1 protein-coding gene is annotated in these 18,884 nt (G+C 73.5%); it reads right to left on the bottom strand.

Going from position 1 to position 18,884, the window contains the following annotated elements; genetic code table 11:
• Nucleotides 1-4: 4 nt before the first annotated feature.
• Entirely contained in the window at nt 5-18,781 is an 18,777-nt protein-coding gene (locus OO63_RS23685) for a non-ribosomal peptide synthetase (protein ID WP_030361311.1), read from the bottom strand.
• Between the last annotated feature and the right edge of the window lie 103 nt (nt 18,782-18,884).

The raw sequence follows: 18,884 nt of genomic DNA, 5'->3' as shown, positions 1-18,884 counted from the left end.
GTCCTTACAGTTCGTCGTGGTCGCTGTCGCCGCGCGCGGCGTCTTCGAGTTCGCTGAGCACCTGTTCCTCCACCAGGTCGGCCAGAGCGGCGACCGTGCGGTGGACCAGGACGTCGCGGGGGGTGAGGCTCACGCCGAAGGCGTCGTTGGCCCGCGAGACGATGCGCAGGGCACGCAGGGAGTCACCGCCGAGCAGGAGGTAGTCGTCCTCCACGCCCACCGCCGCCTGCATGACCTCCTCCCAGATGTCGGCCAGGACCTCTTCCGTGGGAGTACGGGGTGCGACATGCCCGGCCGTCTCCGCCAGGTCCGCGGCGGGCGCGGGCAGCGCGGCCCGGTCGGTCTTGCCGTTGTCGGTGAGCGGGAAGCGCTCCATGACGACGTACGCGGAGGGCACCATCGGCCCTGGCAGGGCACCCGCAGCCAGGACGCGCAGCTCGGCCGGGGCGGGGGGCTCGGCGCCCGGCAGGACCAGGAGATGGGCGACCAGACGCGGCAGGTCCGGTTCGTCCTCCCGCACGGTCACCACGGCGTCCAGGACGGCGGGGTGCCGCGTGAGAACCGCCTCGACCTCGCCGGCTTCGATGCGATGGCCGCGCAGCTTGAGCTGGTGGTCGGTGCGGCCGAGGTAGTGCAGTTCGCCGACGGCGTCACGGCGTACGAGGTCGCCGGTCCGGTACATGCGCGTACCGGGCGCACCGTAAGGGTCGGCGGTGAAGCGAGAGGCGGTCAGGCCCGGCCGGTCGAGGTAGCCACGCGCCAACGACGGCCCACTGAGCCACAGTTCACCGGCAACCCCGACGGGGACAGGCCGCAGCCGCGCGTCCAGTACATAGGTGCCGGTGCCCGGCAGCCGCCTGCCGATCGGCGGAGCCGTGCCGTCCGCCTCCAGCGCATCCGACCACGTAGCCACCACCGTGGCCTCGGTCGGCCCATAGGAATTGACCAGGCGGTGGTGCGGCGCCCACCGCGCCACCAACTCCGCCCCGCACGCATCGGCTCCCACGGTCAGGGTCTTCAGGTCGGGCAGCGTGCCGGGCGTGTCCGACGGAAGCGTGGCCAGCGCGGCAGGCGGCAGCAACGTGTGCGTGATCCGCCCCTCGCGCAGCACCTGCGCCAACTCCACGCCCAACAACGGACCCGGCGCAGGCACCACCAGACTCGCCCCCTGCGGCAACGACATGCACAGTTCGAGCACTGAGGCGTCAAAGCTCGGCGTGGCAAACGCCAAAACCCGATCCCCGGGACTCACCTGGTAGTGCGCGGCCTCGGCAGCAGCGAAGCCCGCGAGGCCCCGGTGCGTCACGACCACACCCTTGGGCGTGCCGGTCGACCCCGACGTGTAGATGACGTACGCCGGATCATCGAGCCGCAGCGGACGGACCCGGTCGGCATCCGTGGGCCGGGTGTGCGCTTCCCGATCCTGGTCGCCGGTGAGCAGGCCGCTGATGTCTTCGGCCCCGACGGTCAGCGTGGGCGCCGCGTCCCGCAGCATCAGCGCGATCCGCTCCTGCGGATATCCGGGATCGACCGGCACGAACGCGGCACCCGCCTTGGTGACCCCAAGCTGGGCCAGGACCATCTCCGCCGATCGCGGCAGAGTCAGAGCCACGAGATCACCGGGCCCCACACCCCGCCCGATCAGCCGATGCGCCAACACATTCGCCCGCGCCTCCAACTCCGCGAACGACAGCGACAAGCCCGCCGCCTCCAACGCCACAGCACCCGGAGCACGATCCACCGCCGCCTCCACCAGAGCAGGCAAGGTCACCGGTGCCACGGAATCGATCTGCGGGCGAGCAGGCCCGGCCAGCAACCGCGACCGCTCCGCGGGCGGCAGCACATCGACGGCATCCAGCCGCGTGCTGTCCGTCGCCGCCGCCAGCACGTGCAACGTGTGCAGCAGCTGATCAGCCAGAGAACGAGCCGTCGACTCCTCGAAATAGCGGGGGTCGTAGCCGAGTTCGACAGAAAGCCGCTCCCCGGGCGAAATCACCACTGTGAGCGGATAGTTGGTGGCCTCGCGGGCTTCCAGGTCCCGCATCCGCACTCCGTGGGCGCCCGCGGTGCTGTCGTCGACGGGGTAGTTCTCGAAGACGAGGAGACTGTCGAACAGGGGTGTCCCTGCGGGCACGTCACTGAAGCCGTGCAGACGGGTGAGCGCCACGTGGCCGAAGCGGCGGTCCTCGGCCCGCGCGGCCTGTGTGCGGCGCAGCCACGCGTCGCACGTCTCTCCGCCGTCCACGGTGGCCCGGGCGGGCAGCGTGGTGATGAACAGGCCGGTGATGGTGTCGGCGCCGGGCAGGTCCGAGGGCCGCCCGGAGACGGTGGTCCCGTAGCAGACCTCTGGCTCGCCGCTCCATCGGGAGAGGAGCAGCGCCCAGGCGCCCTCGAACACGGTGTTGAGGGTCAGCCGGTGCAGGCGGGCGTACTCCTGGAGCCGTCGGGTGGAGTCCTCGCCGAGCCGCTGCGACAGCCAGGTGCCGGAGGAGGCCGTGGCGCCCAGGGCGGGCCTGCGGTCGTAGGGCAGGGCGGTGGGGGCGGTGAGTCCGGCGAGGGCGGTGCGCCAGTGCTCCTCGGCGCGGGCGGTGTCGCGGCCGGCGAGCCAGGCCGCGTAGTCCGCGAACGGGCGGCGGTCCGGCAGGCGTGGCTCGTCGCCCGCGGCGAGCGCCGCATGGCAGGCCGCGACGTCCGACAGGACGTGGAAGACGCTCCAGCCGTCGAGCAGGACGTGGTGGAAGGTCCACACCACGCGTACCTCGTCCGGGGCAAGGCGGATCAGGGCGACGCGCAGCAGCGGCACGCCGTCGAGGGCGAGGCCGCGGGCCTTGTCCTCGGCGAGCAGCCGCTCCAGTTCCGCCGTGCGCCGCTCGGGCGTCAGGGCGCTCCAGTCGTACTCGCTGACGGGCAGGGTCGCCGCGCGGTGCACGGCTTGGAGCGGGACGGGTACGCCGCTGAGGACCACGGCGGTGCGCAGCATCGGGGTGCGGTCGACGACGTGCTGCCAGGCGGCGGTCAGCCGGCCGGTGTCGCGCACTCCGTCCATGACGAACGTGACCTGCTCGGTGTACACGCCCCCGCCGGGGTCGTCCATGCCGTGGACGACCATGCCGGACTGGGTGGGGGTGAGCGGGTAGACGTCCACGATGTCGTGGCCGGTGCCCACCAGGCGGTCCACGGTCTCCTGGTCCAGCGGGGCGAGGGGGAAGTCCGACGGGGTGCGGCCCCCGGCGCCGGGCTCGGCGCAGTGCCGCACGATGGCGCGCAGTTCCTCGGCCAGTTCGGCGGCGAGGCGGTCGATCGTGTCGCGCCGGTAGACCTCGCGCGAGTACGACCAGGTGAACTCCAGGCGTTTGTCGGTGACATGGCCGAGGACGTCGATGAGGTGCGGGCGTTCGGCGGTACGGTCCATGCCCCCGACGAGTCCGCCGTGGGGTGCGTGCAGCAGACCGCCCGCCGGGGTGGTGCCGTCCTGCTGCCCGAGGTAGTTGAAGCCGAGCTGCGGCAGTCCGGGAAGCCGGTCCCCCGCCGTGGCGTGCAGATGGCGCAGGGCGCCGTATCCCAGTCCGCCGCGCGGTACGGCGCGCAGGCATTCCTTGACGGACTTCAGGGCGGAGCCGGTGTCGGCATCCCGGGGCACGTCGAGGGCGACGGGGTACACGCTCGTGAACCACCCGACCGTACGCGACAGGTCGACGCCGTCGAACAGCTCCTCGCGGCCGTGGCCCTCCAGCGTGACCTCCACCCGGTCCCGTCCGGTCCAGCGCGCCACGACCCGGCCGAGGGCGCACAGCAGGACGTCGTTGACGCGGGTGCGGTAGGCGTCGGGCACATCCTGGAGGAGTCTGCGGGTGTCCTCTCGGTCCAGGCGGACCGTCACCGTCTCCTCGTGGGCGACGGTGTTGGCGCCGGGGAGATCGACGGGCAGCGGGGCGCTCCCCGACACCCGCTCCCAGTGGGCGAGTTCGTCGTCGAAGCCGCCCTCGGCGGTGTGGTCGGCGAGGCGGTGCGCCCACGCGCGGAACGACGTGGTCTTCGGCCCGAGGTCCACGGGATGCCCGTCGCGCAGGGCGCGGTAGGCGATGTCCAGGTCCTCCAGGATCACGTGCCAGGACACGGCGTCGACCACCAAGTGGTGGGCGGCGAGCAGCAGGACGGGCCGCTTGTCGCCGTCGGGTCGGCACAGCGCGGCCTTCAGCAGCGGTCCAGCGGTCAGGTCGAACCCGCCGTTGAGGCGGTCGGACAGCTCGCGCAGCGCCGCGTCGGTGCCTTCGGGGGTGCGTCGCGGCAGATCGTGCACCTCCAGGTGGGCCGCGGCGCCGGGGGCGGCGATGTGCTGGCGCCACCGCCCGCCGCCGTCCCTCTCGCAGCGCAGCCGCAGGGCGTCGTGGTGTTCGATGACCGCGGTGAGCGCGCCGCGCAGCAGTGTCGCGTCGGTGTCGGCGGCCAGGTAGTGGCAGGCCGCCTGGGTGAGCCGCGCCGGGTCGCCGGTGAGGGTGTCGAACAGATAATGCTGTACGGGGGTCAGTGGCGCCTCGCCCACGACCGGGCCCTGTTCGGCCCGGATCGCCGTGGTCGGCAGGTCCTCGGCCGCCGCGGCCAGGTCCGCGACCGTCTGGTGCTGGAACAGGTGCCGGGGCGTGAGGGCCAGGCCGGCCCGGCGGGCGGCGGAGACGATCTGGATGCCGAGGATGGAGTCGCCGCCGAGGGTGAAGTAGTTGTCGCGCACGCCCACGTCGGGCACACGGAGCACCTCGGACCAGATGGTGGCGAGCGCCTTCTCGGCGTCGGTGCGCGGCGCGTGGTCCCCGTCGCCGTTGCCGCCGGCGGGCCACACCGGTTCGGGCAGCGCGCTGCGGTCCAGCTTGCCGGTGGCGCCGAGCGGCAGCCGCTCCAGCGGCACCACCACGGACGGGACCAGGTGGTCGGGCAGAGTCCGTGCGAGGAAGTCGCGCAGTTCGGCGGAGTCCGGGACGTCGGCGCCGTCGGGGACCGCGTAGGCCACGAGGCGCTGGTGGCCGTCGTGTTCGACCACCTGGGCGGCGGCCGCGGACACCTGCGGGTGCCGGGCGACGGCGGACTCCACCTCCCCCAGTTCGATGCGGAAGCCGCGCAGCTTCACCTGGTGGTCGGTGCGGCCGAGGTAGTGCAGTTCGCCGTCGGCGTCGCGGCGTACGAGGTCGCCGGTGCGGTACATGCGGGTACCGGGCGCACCGAAGGGATCGGCGGTGAAACGAGAGGCGGTCAAGCCCGGCCGGTTGAGGTAACCACGCGCCAACGACGGCCCGCTGAGCCACAATTCACCAGCAACCCCGTCCGGGACGGGACGCAGCCGCGTGTCCAGCACATAGATGCCGGTGCCCGGCAGCCGCCTGCCGATCGGCGGCGCCGTACCGTCCGGCTCCAGCGGGGCCGACCAAGTGGCGACCACCGTGGCTTCCGTGGGCCCGTAGGAGTTGACCAGGCGGTGGTGCGGCGCCCAGCGCTCGACCAGTTCGGCCCCACACGCATCCGCACCGACCGTCAGGGTCTTCAGGTCGGGCAGCGTGCCCGGCGTGTCCGACGGAAGCGTGGCCAGCGCGGCAGGCGGCAGCAACGTGTGCGTGATCCGCCCCTCACGCAGCACCTGCGCCAACTCCACGCCCAACAACGGACCCGGCGCAGGCACCACCAAGCTCGCCCCCTGCGGCAACGACATGCACAGTTCGAGCACCGAGGCGTCAAAGCTCGGCGTGGCGAAGACGAGAACGCGGTCACCGGGGCTCACCTGGTAGTGCGCGGCCTCGGCAGCAGCAAAGCCCGCGAGGCCCCGGTGCGTCACGACCACACCCTTCGGCGTGCCGGTCGACCCCGAGGTGTAGATGACGTACGCCGGATCATCGAGCCGCAGCGGACGGACCCTGTCGGCATCCGTGGGCCGGATCTGCGCTTCCCGATCCTGGTCGCCGGTGAGCAGGCCTCTGACGTCTTCGGCCCCGATGGTCAGTGCGGGTGCCGCGTCCCGCAGCATCAGCTCGATCCGCTCCTGCGGATATGCGGGATCGACCGGCACGAATGCCGCGCCCGCCTTGGTGACCGCGAGCTGGGCCAGGACCATCTCCGCCGATCGCGGCAGAGCCAGGGCCACGAGATCACCAGGCCCCACACCCCGCCCGATCAGCCGATGCGCCAACACGTTCGCCCGCGCCTCCAACTCCGCGAACGACAACGACAAGCCCGCCGCCTCCAACGCCACAGCACCCGGAGCACGATCCACCGCCGCCTCCACCAGAGCAGGCAGAGTCTCCGGTGCCACGGAATCGATCTGCGGGCGAGCAGGCCCGGCCAGCAACCGCGACCGCTCCTCGGGCGACAGCACATCGACGGCATCCAGCCGCATGCTGTCCGTCGCATCCGCCAGCACACGCAACGTATGCAGCAGCTGATCAGCCAGAGAACGAGCCGTCGACTCCTCGAAATAGCGGGGGTCGTAACCGAGTTCGACGGAAAGCCGCTCCCCCGGCGAAATCGCCACCGTGAGCGGATAGTTGGTGGGCTGCACGTCGCGTTCCTGGTCGATGGCCAGGCCGTGCCGGGCCAGGGTGTCCGCGTCGAACGGGTAGTTCTCGAAGACCACGATGCTGTCGAACAGGCTGGTGCCGCCGGGAATGTCGCTCCAGGTCTGAAGTTGGGCGAGGGAGACGAAGTCGTGGCGCCGGGACTCCGACTGGGCGGCCTGGAGGTCGCCGAGCCAGTCGAGGAGGCGCCGCCGTCCGTCGACGCGTACCCGGGTCGGCAGTGTGTTGATGAACAGGCCGACCATCGAGGTCACGCCCCGCAGGTCGCCCGGGCGCCCGGAGACAGTCGTGCCGAACACCACGTCGTCACCGCCGCCGTAGCGGGAGAGCAGCAGCGACCAGGCGCCCTGGAGCATGGTGTTGACGGTCAGACCGGCCTGCTGTGCGGTGTCCCGCAGCCGCGCCGACACGTCGGCGTCGAGCGTCGCGCGGACCGAACCGGACGAGGAGGCGCGGTGCGCCTCGGCGGTCCTGTGGTCCCGGGGCAGCTCCGTGGGCGCGGTGAACCCGGCGAGGACGGTGCGCCAGTACTGTTCGGCCTGCTCGTGGTCCTGGTCGGCCAGCCAGCCCAGGTAGTCGGCGAAGGCCGCCCGGTCGGGAACCTCGGGGCGGCGTCCGGTGGTCAGCGCGGCGTAGCGCTCGCAGACCTCGTCGAAGACCTGGGCCGCGCTCCACCCGTCGAGCAGCACGTGGTGGAACGTCCACACCATCCGCACCCGGTCCGGCGAGAGGTGGATGAGGGTGAGCCGCATCAGCGGTGCCGCCCCCAGGTCGACGCCGGCCGCGCGGTCCGCGGCGAGCAGCCGGTCCATCTCCTGCTCGCGGCGCTCGGTGGACCATTCCGTCCAGTCGTGGTGGGTGACGGGCACGGTGGCGTGCCGCTGCACGACCTGGAGGGGTTCGGCGGTCTCCTGCCACTCCAGGCGGGTACGGAGGACCGGGTTGGCGTCCGCCGTGTGCTGCCAGGCCTCGGCCAGGGCGTATGGGTCGGTGACGCCGCGCAGCACCAGCTGGACCTGGTTGACATAGGTGCGGCCGTCGGGGTCCAGGAGGCTGTGGAACAGCATGCCCGCCTGCATCGGCGTCAGCGGGTAGAGGTCCGCGACGGCGCGGCCGTCCCCCACGATCCGGTCGAGGGCGGCCTGGTCCAGGCGTGCCAGGGGATAGTCCGACGGGGTGCGGCCTCCGGCGCCGGGCTCGGCGCAGTGGGCGACGATGCCTTCCAGGGCGTGGAGCATGCCGGACGCGAGGCCCGCGACGGTCTCCTCGCGGTGCGTCCGGTGGCTGTAGTACCAGGTGATCTCCAGGCGGTCGTCCTCGACGCGGGCCACCACGTCGAGCAGGTGCGGGCGCACCGACTCGGGGGCCTCGGCGCCGTCGAGCCCGCCGGGCACGGAGCGCACGAGCGCGCCGTCGTCATCGCCCCGGGCCCCGCTGTTCCAGCCGAACCGGCCCAGGTAGTTGAAGCTGACGGCGGGCTCGGGGGCGCCGGTGAGCCCCCCGTCCGGGTCCAGGTGACGCAGCGCGCCGTAGCCGATGCCCCGGTCGGGGACCGAACGCAGCTGTTCCTTCACGGCCTTCAGGGCGGTGCCCCAGTCCCCGTCCGGCACATCGAGCGCGACCGGATACAGGGAGGTGAACCAGCCGACCGTGCGCGACAGGTCGACGTCGTCGAACAGCTGGTCCTCACGGCCGTGCCCCTCCAGGCCGACGGCGACGGTCGCCCGTCCGGTCCACCCGGCGAGGACCCGGCCGAGGGCGGCAAGGAGGGCGTCGTCGATCCGCGTGCGGTAGGCGCCGGGGACCTCGCGCAGCAGCGCGTCGGTGCGCTGCCTGTCGAGTCGTACGGTGACCTCGCGGACGTCGGCCATGGTGTTGCCGTCGCCGCCGGTGTCCGGGTGGTCGACGGGCAGCGGTGCGGCGCAGTGCCGGGACACGTCCTGCCAGTGTGCGCGCTGTGCGGCGAAGCCTCCGGACGCGGTGTGCGCGCGCAGGCGGCGCGCCCACTCCTGGACGGAGGTGGTGCGCTCGGGGAGTCGTACTCCTTCCCCGGCGCGCGCCTGCCGGTAGGCGGTGTCCAGGTCCTCCAGGAGTACGCGCCAGGAGACGCCGTCGACCACCAGGTGGTGCACCGTCAGGAGAAGCCGTGGGCGGGCTGCGGTGAACAGGCGGGCGGTGAGGAGCGGGCCGGTGTCGAGGCCGAAGGAGGCGTGCGCCTCGGCCGTGAGGCGGGACTCGGTGTCCTCGGCCGCCGCCGCGTCCAGGCCGCTCAAGTCGTGGACTTCGAGCAGTTCGGGTGCGGCGGCTTCGGCGTCGGCGCAGGTCTGCCGCCACGCGCCGTCGTCCTGCCTGCCGAAGGTGGCGCGCAGGGCGTCGTGGTGCGTCCAGAGGGCGGTGAGCGCGCGGCGCAGGGCGTCGGCGTCGACGTCGTCGGCGGTCTCGACGACGACGGACTGGTTGAAGAACTCCGGGCGGTGTGGCCCCGCATCCAGGAACCAGTGCTGGATGGGTGTGAGCGCGACCTGCCCGGCCACCGGGTCGGTACCGGCGACGGGTGCGGCGGTACCGCAGGCGGCTGCGAGAGCGGCGATGCTGGGGTGCCGGAACAGGTCGCGCGGGGTGAGGGCGAGACCGGCGGCGCGGGCACGCGAGACGACCTGGATGCTGAGGATCGAATCGCCGCCCAGCATGAAGAAGTTGTCGTCGGCGCCTACACGTGCCACGCCGAGCAGTTCCGCCCAGATCTCGCTGAGTGTCTGCTCGGCACCGGCGCGCGGCGCCCGGTAGGCCGCGTCGCCCGTCGCGGTCCAGTCGGGCTCGGGCAGCCTGCGCCGGTCCACCTTGCCGTTGGCTGTCAGGGGCAGTTCCGGCACGGTGACGAAGGCGGCGGGCAGCATGTAGTCCGGCAGGTCCGCGGACAGCCGGGCGCGGAGTTCGGCCGCGGCGGGAACCGGCGCGCCCGGGGCCGGGACGAGGTGGGCGGCCAGGCGTTTGCGTCCGGCCTGCTCGTACAGGGACACGACCGCTTCGACGACGGCTGTCTGTGCCGTGAGGCGGGCCTCGATCTCGGCGGGTTCGACCCGGAAGCCACGGATCTTGATCTGGTCGTCCGCGCGCCCCACAAAGTACAGTTCGCCGTCCCCGCTCCAGCGCACGATGTCGCCGGTGCGGTACATGCGGGTGCCGGGCGGGCCGAACGGGTCGGCGAGATAGCGGGCGGCGGTGGCCGCGGGCAGCCCGGCGTAGCCGCGGGCGAGACCGACACCTGCGACGTACAACTCACCGGGAATGCCCGGTGGTTGGGGCTGCAGCGCGTCGTCGAGGACGTACACCCGGGTGTTGTCCATGGGTCGTCCGATGGGCAGCACCGCGGGCAGTGGGTCGCCCGCGCGGAAGGGGCGCCGGGTGGCGAACGTGGTGGTCTCGGTGGGGCCGTAGCCGTCGACGACGGTCAGGCCGGGGCAGGCCTCAAGGACCCGCGCGACCACCGCGCCGGGCACGGCCTCACCGCCGGTCCACACCTCGGTGGCACCGCGCAGACAGGTCGGGTCCTCCTGGGCGAGCAGTCGGAAGAGTCCGGCGGTGAGCCACAGGCACCGCACACGCTGCTCGGTGATCGCGTGGCGTACGGCGGCGGCGTCCAGGTCGCCCGGCGGCGCGAGCACCGCCGTTCCGCCGTGCAGCAGCGGCACCCACAGCTCGTACGTCGAGGCGTCGAAGGCGTGCGGGGAGTGCACGAGGACCCGCTCGTGCCCGGCGAAGGCACGGTCGAGGGCGAGCGCGGCGACGTCCCGGTGGCGTACGGCGACGCCCTTGGGGAGGCCGGTGGAGCCCGATGTGAACATCACGTACTGGACGTTGTCGGGGTGCACGAGGGGGGTGTCCGGCCCGCCGGCGGCGTCGAGGTCGTCGTCGACACGCAGCACCGTGCCGTCCGGCAGCACGTCCCGCGCGCGCTCCTGCGAGGAGCCGTCGGTGAGCAGCAGCGCCGCGCCCACGTCGGTGAGCATGCGCCGCAGCCGCTCGTCCGGTGCCCTGCCGTCCAGCGGGACGTACACGCCGCCGGTACGTGCGAGGGCGAGCTGCGCGACGACGAGGGTGACCGAACGGTCCATCAGGACGCCCACCGGGACTTCCGGCGTGACGCCGAGCGCGACGATCCGGGTGGCGAGCGCCGCGGCCCGGTCGTCCAGCTCTCCGTAGGTGAGCCGTTCGTCCCCGGCTTCCAGGGCGACGGCGTCGGGCGTGCGGCGCACCTGTGCGGCGAACAGGTCGGCCGCGGTGACGTCCGGGGTGTGCGCGGCGGTGTCGTTCCACGACTCGAGCACCTGGTGGCGGCGGGCGGGCGTCAGCAGGGGCAGCCGCGCGGGCGCGCACTGGGGCGCGGCCGTCATGCCGTCGAGGAGGACGGTCATGTACTCGGCCATCCGCGCGACGGTGGCGGCGTCGAACAGCTCGGGGTCGTAGCCGACCCTCAGGGCCAGTTCCGTCCCGGGGTACGCCACGAGGCTGAGCGGGTAGTTGGTGGTCTCGATGCCGTCGAGCCCGCTCAGCCGCAGGCCGTGGGCGGCGGCGAGGTCGTCGTCGACCGGATAGTTCTCGAAGACCACGATGCTGTCGAACAGCGCGGCCCGTTCGGGCAGTTCGGTGAGCGCCTTCATCCGCGTGAGCGGTACGTGGTCGAAGCGGCGGTCCTCGCTCTGGCCGCGCTGGAGGTCGCGCAGCCAGTCGAGGAGGGTGCCCTCGCCCGCCACGGCGACCCGGGTGGGCAGGGTCGATATGAAAAGTCCGGCCATGTCCTCGGCGCCGGGCAGCTCGGGCGGCCGCCCGGAGACGGTGGTGCCGAACACCACGTCGGCCCGGCCCGCCTGCCGGCTCAGGAGCACCGCCCACGCGCCCTGGACAAGGGTGTTGACGGTCAGCCCTTCCGCTCTCGCGAGGTCTTCGAGGGCCCGGCTCGTGGCCTCGGGCACGGTGACGCGGACCGCGTCCGTGGACTCGGCGCGGTGGGTCTCGCGCGGCTCGCGGTCGTAGGGCAGCGGGGTGGTCTCGCTCAGGCCCGAGAGGCGGTCCCGCCAGTGCTGTTCGGCCTCCGCCGTGTCGCGCTCGCGCAGCCAGGCCACGTAGTCGCGGTACGGACGCCGGTCGGGCCTCGCCGTGAGGGAGTCGTCGGCGCCCGGAGCACCGGTGATCCTGGCGTGGCCGGCGAACACGTCGGACAGGACGTGGAAGAGGCTCCAGCCGTCGAGGATCAGGTGGTGGAAGGACCACACCACCCGCACGGAGGTGTCGGAGAGCCGGGCGAGGGCCAGGCGCTGGAGCGGGGCCGGGGTGAGGTCGACGCCGCGCTCGCGGTCCTGGTCGAGGAAGTCCCGGAGCCTTGTCTCCCGGTCGTCCTCGCTCAGCGCGCGCCAGTCGAGGTGGGTGACGGGGACGGTCGCGTGCCGCCGCACCACGAAGAGCGGCTCGGGGACGTCCTGCCACACGACGTCGCCGCGGAGCACGGGCGTGCGGTCCGTGACCTGCTGCCAGGCCGCTGCGAACGCCTCTGGGTCGGACACGCCGTCCAGGACGAACGACAACTGCTGGAAGTAGACGCGTCGGCCGTCCTGCGACAGACCGTGGAAGAGCATGCCCGCCTGGGTGGGTGTGAGCGGGTGGACGTCCTCCACGGCGCGGGGGTCGGCGCCCGTGATCCGGTCCACGGCCGCCTGGTCGAGCTCCACCAGCGGGAAGTCCGACGGGGTGCGCCCGCCGGTGCCGGGGGTGGCCGCGTGCCGGGCGATGTCGGCCAGCGCGTCGGCGAACCGCGCGGCGAGGCCGGTGACCGTGGACTCCTGGTGCAGTGCGGCGGAGTAGAACCAGGTGAACTCCAGCTCCTCACCGTCCAGTTGGCCCACGATCTCCAGCGGGTGGGGGCGAGCGGCGAGCGGGTCGGCGTCCAGCTCCAGCGGACGGAACGTACCGCCGTAGAGGCCGTCCGGCTCGTCACCGGCATCGAACCGTCCGAGGTAGTTGAAGCTGACCTGCGCGGCGGGCGCGGGCGGCAGCACACCGGTCCTGTCCAGGTACCGCAGGACGTCGTGCCCAAGACCGTGCCGGGGCACCGCGCGCAGCTGTTCCTTCACCTGCTTGAGCACGGCGTCCCAGCTCGCGTCCGGCGCGACGGCGAGGGCGACGGGATGGCGGGTGGTGAACCAGCCGACCGTGCGGCTGGTGTCGACGTCGGGGAAGAGCTCCTCACGGCCGTGCCCCTCGACGTCCACGAGCACGCGCTCGTGTCCGGTCCACGCGCACAGCACCCTGCCGAGCGCGCTCAGCAGCACGTCGTTGACCTCGGTGCGATAGGTGTCCGGCAGCGTACGCAGCAGCGCGGCGGTGTCCTCGGCGGTCAGGCGTACGGTCACCGAGCGCACCGAGGCGTAGGTGTCGGCGCCCGTCAGGTCCCGCGGCAGATCGCCCGCGGCGCCCGCGGTGGCCCGGGTCCAGTACGCCGCCTCGTCGTCGAAGCCGCCCTCGGCGGCGTGGGCGGTCAGGCGTCGGGCCCAGTGCCGCAGCGGCGAGGTCTTGGCGGGCAGCGCCGCGATCCCGTCGCGGGCCTCCCGGCGGGCGCGGTAGGCCCGGTCGAGGTCCTCGAGGAGGACGCGCCAGGAGACGCCGTCGACCACGAGGTGGTGGACGGCCAGGTGCAGGACGGTGGGCAGGCCATCACCCCGGTCGTGCAGGGCGGCGCGCACCAGGGGGCCGTGGTCGAGGTCGAAGGGGCCGAGGTGCGGTGTGTCGGTGCCGGGGCCGGTGTGGTGGGTGAGGCGCAGCCGGGGCGTGCTTTCGTCGATGTGCCATCCGGTGCCGCCCGGCTTCCCGTCGGGGGCGGGGAAGCGGGACCGCAGGGCGTCGTGGTGGGCGACGACGTCGTTGAGGGCGTGCTCCAGGGCCGCCGCGTCGACGGTGCAGGTCAGCTCCATGGACAGGGTCTGCGCGAAGTGGCCAGCCCGCCCGCTCGCGGTCGTGAGGTGCCCGGCGCGTTCGCCCTCGCTGTCGAACAGCCAGCGCTGGATGGGTGTCAGCGGTGCCGTGCCGGTGGCGGCCACGACGGCCGGGGCCGCGGTTCTGCGGGGTCCGGAGGCGTCCGCGCAGCGGGCGAGGGCGGCGACGGTCTGGTGCCGGTAGACGTCACGGGAGGTCACCGTGAGTCCCGCCTGCCGGGCCTGGGCCACGACTTGGATGCTGAGGATGGAGTCGCCGCCGAGGGCGAAGAAGTTGTCGTCGGTGCCGACCCGCTGCACACGCAGCACGTGGGCCCAGATCTCGGCGAGTACCCGCTCGGTGGGGGTGCGGGGCGCGACGTGGCGGGTGACGTGCCCGGCGGGCGCCGGTGCCGGGAGGCGGCCGCGGTCCAGCTTGCCGTTGGGGTTCAGCGGCAGCGCGGACAGCACCGTGACGGTCGCGGGGACCAGGTAGTCGGGCAGGGTGCGGCCGAGGGTCCTGCGCAGCGCCTCCGGTTCGGGACGCGCCCCCGGAGCCGGGACGACGTAGCCGGCCAGACGCCGGTGGCCGTCGCTCTCCACGACGGTGGCGGCGCTCTGTGCCACGCCCGCGCAACCGCGCAACGCCGCCTCGACCTCGCCGAGTTCGATGCGGAACCCGCGCACCTTGACCTGCTGGTCGATCCGCCCGAGGTACTCCAGCTCGCCGTCGGCGCTCCAGCGCACCAGGTCCCCGGTGCGGTACATGCGCTCCCCCGGCAGCGCGAACGGGTCGGCGAGGAAGCGGGCGGCGGTCAGGCCGGGCCGCCCCAGGTAGCCGCGCGCGAGGCCGCCGCCGCCCAGGTACAACTCGCCCGTCACGCCCGGGGGTTGGGGCCGAAGGAGACGGTCGAGGACGTAGGCGCGGGTACGGGCCACGGGCCTGCCGATGGGCGGGGACTGGCCGGGCACCTCCTCGCCCGCGAACCAGGCGGTGGCGTAGACGGTGGCCTCGGTGGGGCCGTAGATATTGGCCACCTCGCAGGACGGCATGGCCTCGCGCAGGTCGCGTACGGTCTGCGCGAGCAGCGCCTCGCCCGCGAGGACGACCGTGTCGGCCTCAAGGGACGCGCCGCCCGCGGTGAGCATCCGGGAGACCACCGACGGCACGCCGCTGAGGAGCCCGGCCCTCCCGGGTCCGTCGGCGTCGGCCAGCGCCGTCAGGTCGGCGACCACCTCGACGCTTCCGCCCGCGAGCAGCGGGCAGAGCAGTTCGAAGACGGACACGTCGAAGTTGAGGGACGTGGAGGCCACCACGTGCGCGAGACGGTCGGCGCCGAACCGCTCCCCCGCCCAGTCGGCGAGCGCGGCGACGCTGCGGTGGGTGACCACGACTCCCTTGGGGCGGCCGGTCGAGCCCGAGGTGTAGATGACGTACGCGGGGTGGTCGGGGAGCAGGGGCCGCAGGCGGTCGGCGTCGGTCAGGTCGGCATCGGTCGAATCCGCGTCGCCGGGGTCCGCGTCGGCCGGGTCCAGGGTCGCGTCGGCCAGGCACTCCTCGATGATCAGCGGAGCGCATCCGTCGGGCAGCGCGTCCGCGGTCTCCCGGGCGGCCAGCACGAGGGCCGGCGCGGCGTCGTCGAGCATGAAGGAGATGCGCTCGCGCGGATACGCGGGATCCACGGGCAGATAGCCCGCACCGGACTTCAGGACCGCCCACAGGGCGGGCAGGAGTTCGGCGGTGCGGGGCAGGCACATCGCCACGAGCGTCTCGGGTCCGGCGCCGCGCGCGACCAGGAGGCGGGCGAGCCGGCCTGCGCGCCGGTTCACCTCGGCGTAGTCCAGCCGCGTCGCGCCGCAGCATACGGCGGTGCGGTCGGGGGTGCGCGCCACCTGCGCCTCGAACAGTGACGGCAGCGTGCCGTCACCGCGCTGATCCTGACCGGCGGGCGTGGGCGGGTTCCAGGATTCGAGCAGCGTGCGCCGCTCGTCCTCCGACAGGACCGGCAGCTTGGCCAGGGTCCGGTGCGGGCCCTCCACCATGCCTTCGAGGAGGCGGTGCAGATGACCGCTCATGCGAGCGACCGTGGCCTCCCCGAACAGGTCGGTGTTGTACTCGACCGTCAGCTCGCAACCGCCGTCCGGCTTCGGCGAGAACTCCAGGACCAGGTCGAAGCGCGCGGCCGGGCGCGGCAGCGGGTGCTCCTCGACGCGCACCCCACCGCAGTCCGCGGGAAGGTCCGCGGCGGTCTGCTGGACGACGAGGGCCTGCACCAAGGGGGTGCGGCTCGGGTCACGGGGCGGCGCGAGTTCCTCGACGACGCGGTCGAACGGCACCCCGTTGTGAGCGAACGCGTCGAGGACGGTCGCGCGCATCCTTTCCACGAACCCGTCGACGGTCATCGTGTCGTCGACCTCTTCGCGCAGCACCACGGTGTTGGCGAAGAAGCCGGTGACCTCCTCCAGGTCCCGGCGGCCTCGGCCGTTCGTGACGGTGCCGAACGCCACGTCGCGCTGTCCGGAGTAGCGGGAGAACAGCACGGCCGCCGCTCCGGCGAACAGCGTGAAGACGGTGGTGCCGCGGCCTCCGGCGAGCCGCCGCAGATCGGCGATGAGTCCGGCCGGGAGCCGGTGGCGGTGCGCGGCGCCCACGGTGGTGCGCACCGCGGGGCGCGGCCGGTCGGTGGGCAGCTCCAGTTGCTGCATCCCCGTCAGGTGCCGCTTCCAGTACGCGAGGTCCTCGGCTTGGCCGTCGCCGCCGGACCGCTCGTGCTCCCACACGGCGAAGTCGGGGTACTGCACCCCCGTCGCGGGCAGCGTGTCCGGTGTGCCGGCGACCTCCGCGTGGTACAGCGCGGTCAGTTCCCGGGTCAGGATGCCCACCGACCAGCCGTCGGTGACGATGTGGTGCTGGGCGAGCAGCAACAGATGGTCGGCGGCGGCGCGGTGGACGACAAGCGCCCGGGTCAGCGGCCCCGCCTCCAGGTCGTAGGGGCGGCTCAACTCGTCGGCGAGGAGCCGCTCCGCGGCCTCGGCGCGCTGCTCGGCGGGCAGGTGCCGCACGTCGGCGGTGCGCAGCGGCAGGACGGACTCGCGGCTCACCCGCTGTACGCCCTGCCCGTCGACGGTGGCGAACGTGGTGCGCAGCGATGCGTGGCGGGCGGCAAGACGGTCCAGGGCCCGGCGCAGTGCCCCGGTGTCGAGGTCTCCGCGCAGCCGCACCGCCACGCCGGTGTTGTACTCGGTGCCGCCGTCGCTGAGGTCGTCGAGGAACCACAGGCGCCGCTGCGCGCTCGACAGCGGGAGCGGCCGGTCGTGCGGGGCGGCCGGTATGGGATCCGGGGCCACGGCGGCGGCCGGGTCGCCGAGCAAGGGTGCGAGCGCCGCGACGTTGCGTGCGGTGAAGACGTCCCGTACGAGGAGGCTGACGCCCAGCTCGTCACGGATGCGGGACAGGGTCCGCGCCGCCAGGATCGAGTCGCCGCCGAGGTCGAAGAAGTCGTCCTCCACGCCCACGGCTTCGACGGCGAGGACGTCGGCCCAGATGTCCGCGAGGGCCTGCTCCTCGGGGGTACGCGGCAGAACGCGGCCGGGTGCGGGGGCATGCGCGGGGGCGGGCAGGGCACGCCGGTCGATCTTGTGCTGCGGGGTGAGCGGGAGTTCGTCGAGGACGACGACTGCGGAGGGCGTCATGTGCGCGGGCAGCGCCGCGGCCACGAAGGCCCGCAACTCCGCCGGACCCGGGGCCTGTTCGCCGCCGTCGGCCCTCGTGACGTAGCCGACGAGCCTGCGCCGTCCCGGCTCGTCCTCGCGCACCACGACCACGGCCTCGCGGACGCCGGTGTGGGCAAGGAGTGCCGCCTCGACCTCGCCGGGTTCGATGCGGAAGCCGCGCACCTTCACCTGGCGGTCGACCCGGCCGAGGTACTCCAGTTCGCCGTCGGCGGTCCAGCGGGCCCGGTCCCCGGTGCGGTAGAGGCGGGCGCCGGGCGGGCCGAAGGGGTCGGCGACGAAGCGTCCCGCGGTCAGTCCTGGCCGGTCGAGGTAGCCGCGGGCCACGCCGTCGCCGCCCACGAACAGTTCGCCGTCACCGCCGGGGGGCACCGGCCGCATGTCCGCGTCCAGGACGTGGGCGCGGGTGCCGGGCAGCGGGCCGCCGATCGTGGGGGTGCCGCATCCGGCGGCGAGGGGTCCGGTCCAGGAGGCGACGATGGTGGCCTCGGTCGGACCGTAGGAGTTGATCATCCGGCGGCCGGGTGCCCAGGCGTCGACGAGGTGCGCCGGGCAGGCCTCGGCGCCCACGATGAGCGTCCGCAGGTGGGACGCGCCGCCGGGGCCGGGGGGAGGCAGGGTGGCGAGGGCGGCCGGCGGGATGAGGGTGTGGCTGATGCGGAACTCGTCCAGGACCGCGGCGAGTTCGTCGCCGAGCCACGGCCCGTCCGGCGGGACCACGAGGGTGGCGCCGGTCAGCACCGAGATGAACAGTTCGAGCACGGAGGCGTCGAAGCTGGGTGAGGAGAACTGGAGCACGCGATCGCCCGGCCCCACCGCGTACCGCTCCGCCGCGGCCTCGACGAAGCCCGCGATGCCCAGGTGGGTGACCGTCACGCCCTTGGGTCTGCCGGTCGAACCGGAGGTGTAGATGACGTAGGCGGCATGGTCGGCGCCGACCGACGCGCCCGGCACTCCGGCGTGCGCTCCCCCGGCGTCCGTGCCGTCCGCGACGTCCATACCCTGCGCCTCGTCCGTACCCTGCGCATCGCCCGCACCCCGCGCATCGCCCGCACCCCGCGCATCGTCCGTACTCTGCGCGGTCTCCATCACGTCGCGGACCCGGCGCAGGTCGTCCAGGACCACTGCGGGCCCGGCGTCGTCCAGCATCAACGCGCGCCGCTCGGCGGGGTAGTCGGGGTCCACGGGCAGGAAGGCCGCGCCCGCCAGGGACACGGCCAGTTCGGCGGCGATCAGTTCCATGGAGCGCGGCAGGACCAAGGCCACGGTCCGTTCGGGGCCCGCCCCGCGCCGCACGAGTGCGGCGGCGAGCCGCCCGCTCCGGGCCGCCAGCTCACGGTAGGACCACGTCCGTCGGCCGTCGGTCAGCGCGGGCGCCTCGGGCGTGCGCGTCACCCACGCGCCGAACAGTTCGGCCAGCGTCCGGTGCGGTGCCTGATCCGTCCCCTCTGTCCCCGTGGCCGCGGCGGCCTCGGGGGGCCGCGGCTGCGAAGACGCCGGAGTGGATGTGTCGTGCGGCTCGTTCATGGGGGCAGTCCTTCAGTGCGGGGACGGTGCTGGGCGCGCCGCTGCGGGAGGCGCCCCCGGACGGCGGAGTCATGGGGGTGCCGCGACCGCACGGCACAGGAAG

Source organism: Streptomyces alboflavus (assembly GCF_000716675.1).
Taxonomy (GTDB): domain Bacteria; phylum Actinomycetota; class Actinomycetes; order Streptomycetales; family Streptomycetaceae; genus Streptomyces; species Streptomyces alboflavus.
The sequence above is the reverse complement of the archived record's forward strand: the minus strand, read 5'-3'. Positions and strand labels throughout refer to the sequence as shown.

Coding starts and splice junctions, on each gene's coding strand:
- OO63_RS23685 (WP_030361311.1), bottom strand. CDS start 18,781: ATGAACGAGCCGCACGACACATCCACTCCGGCGTCTTCGCAGCCGCGG.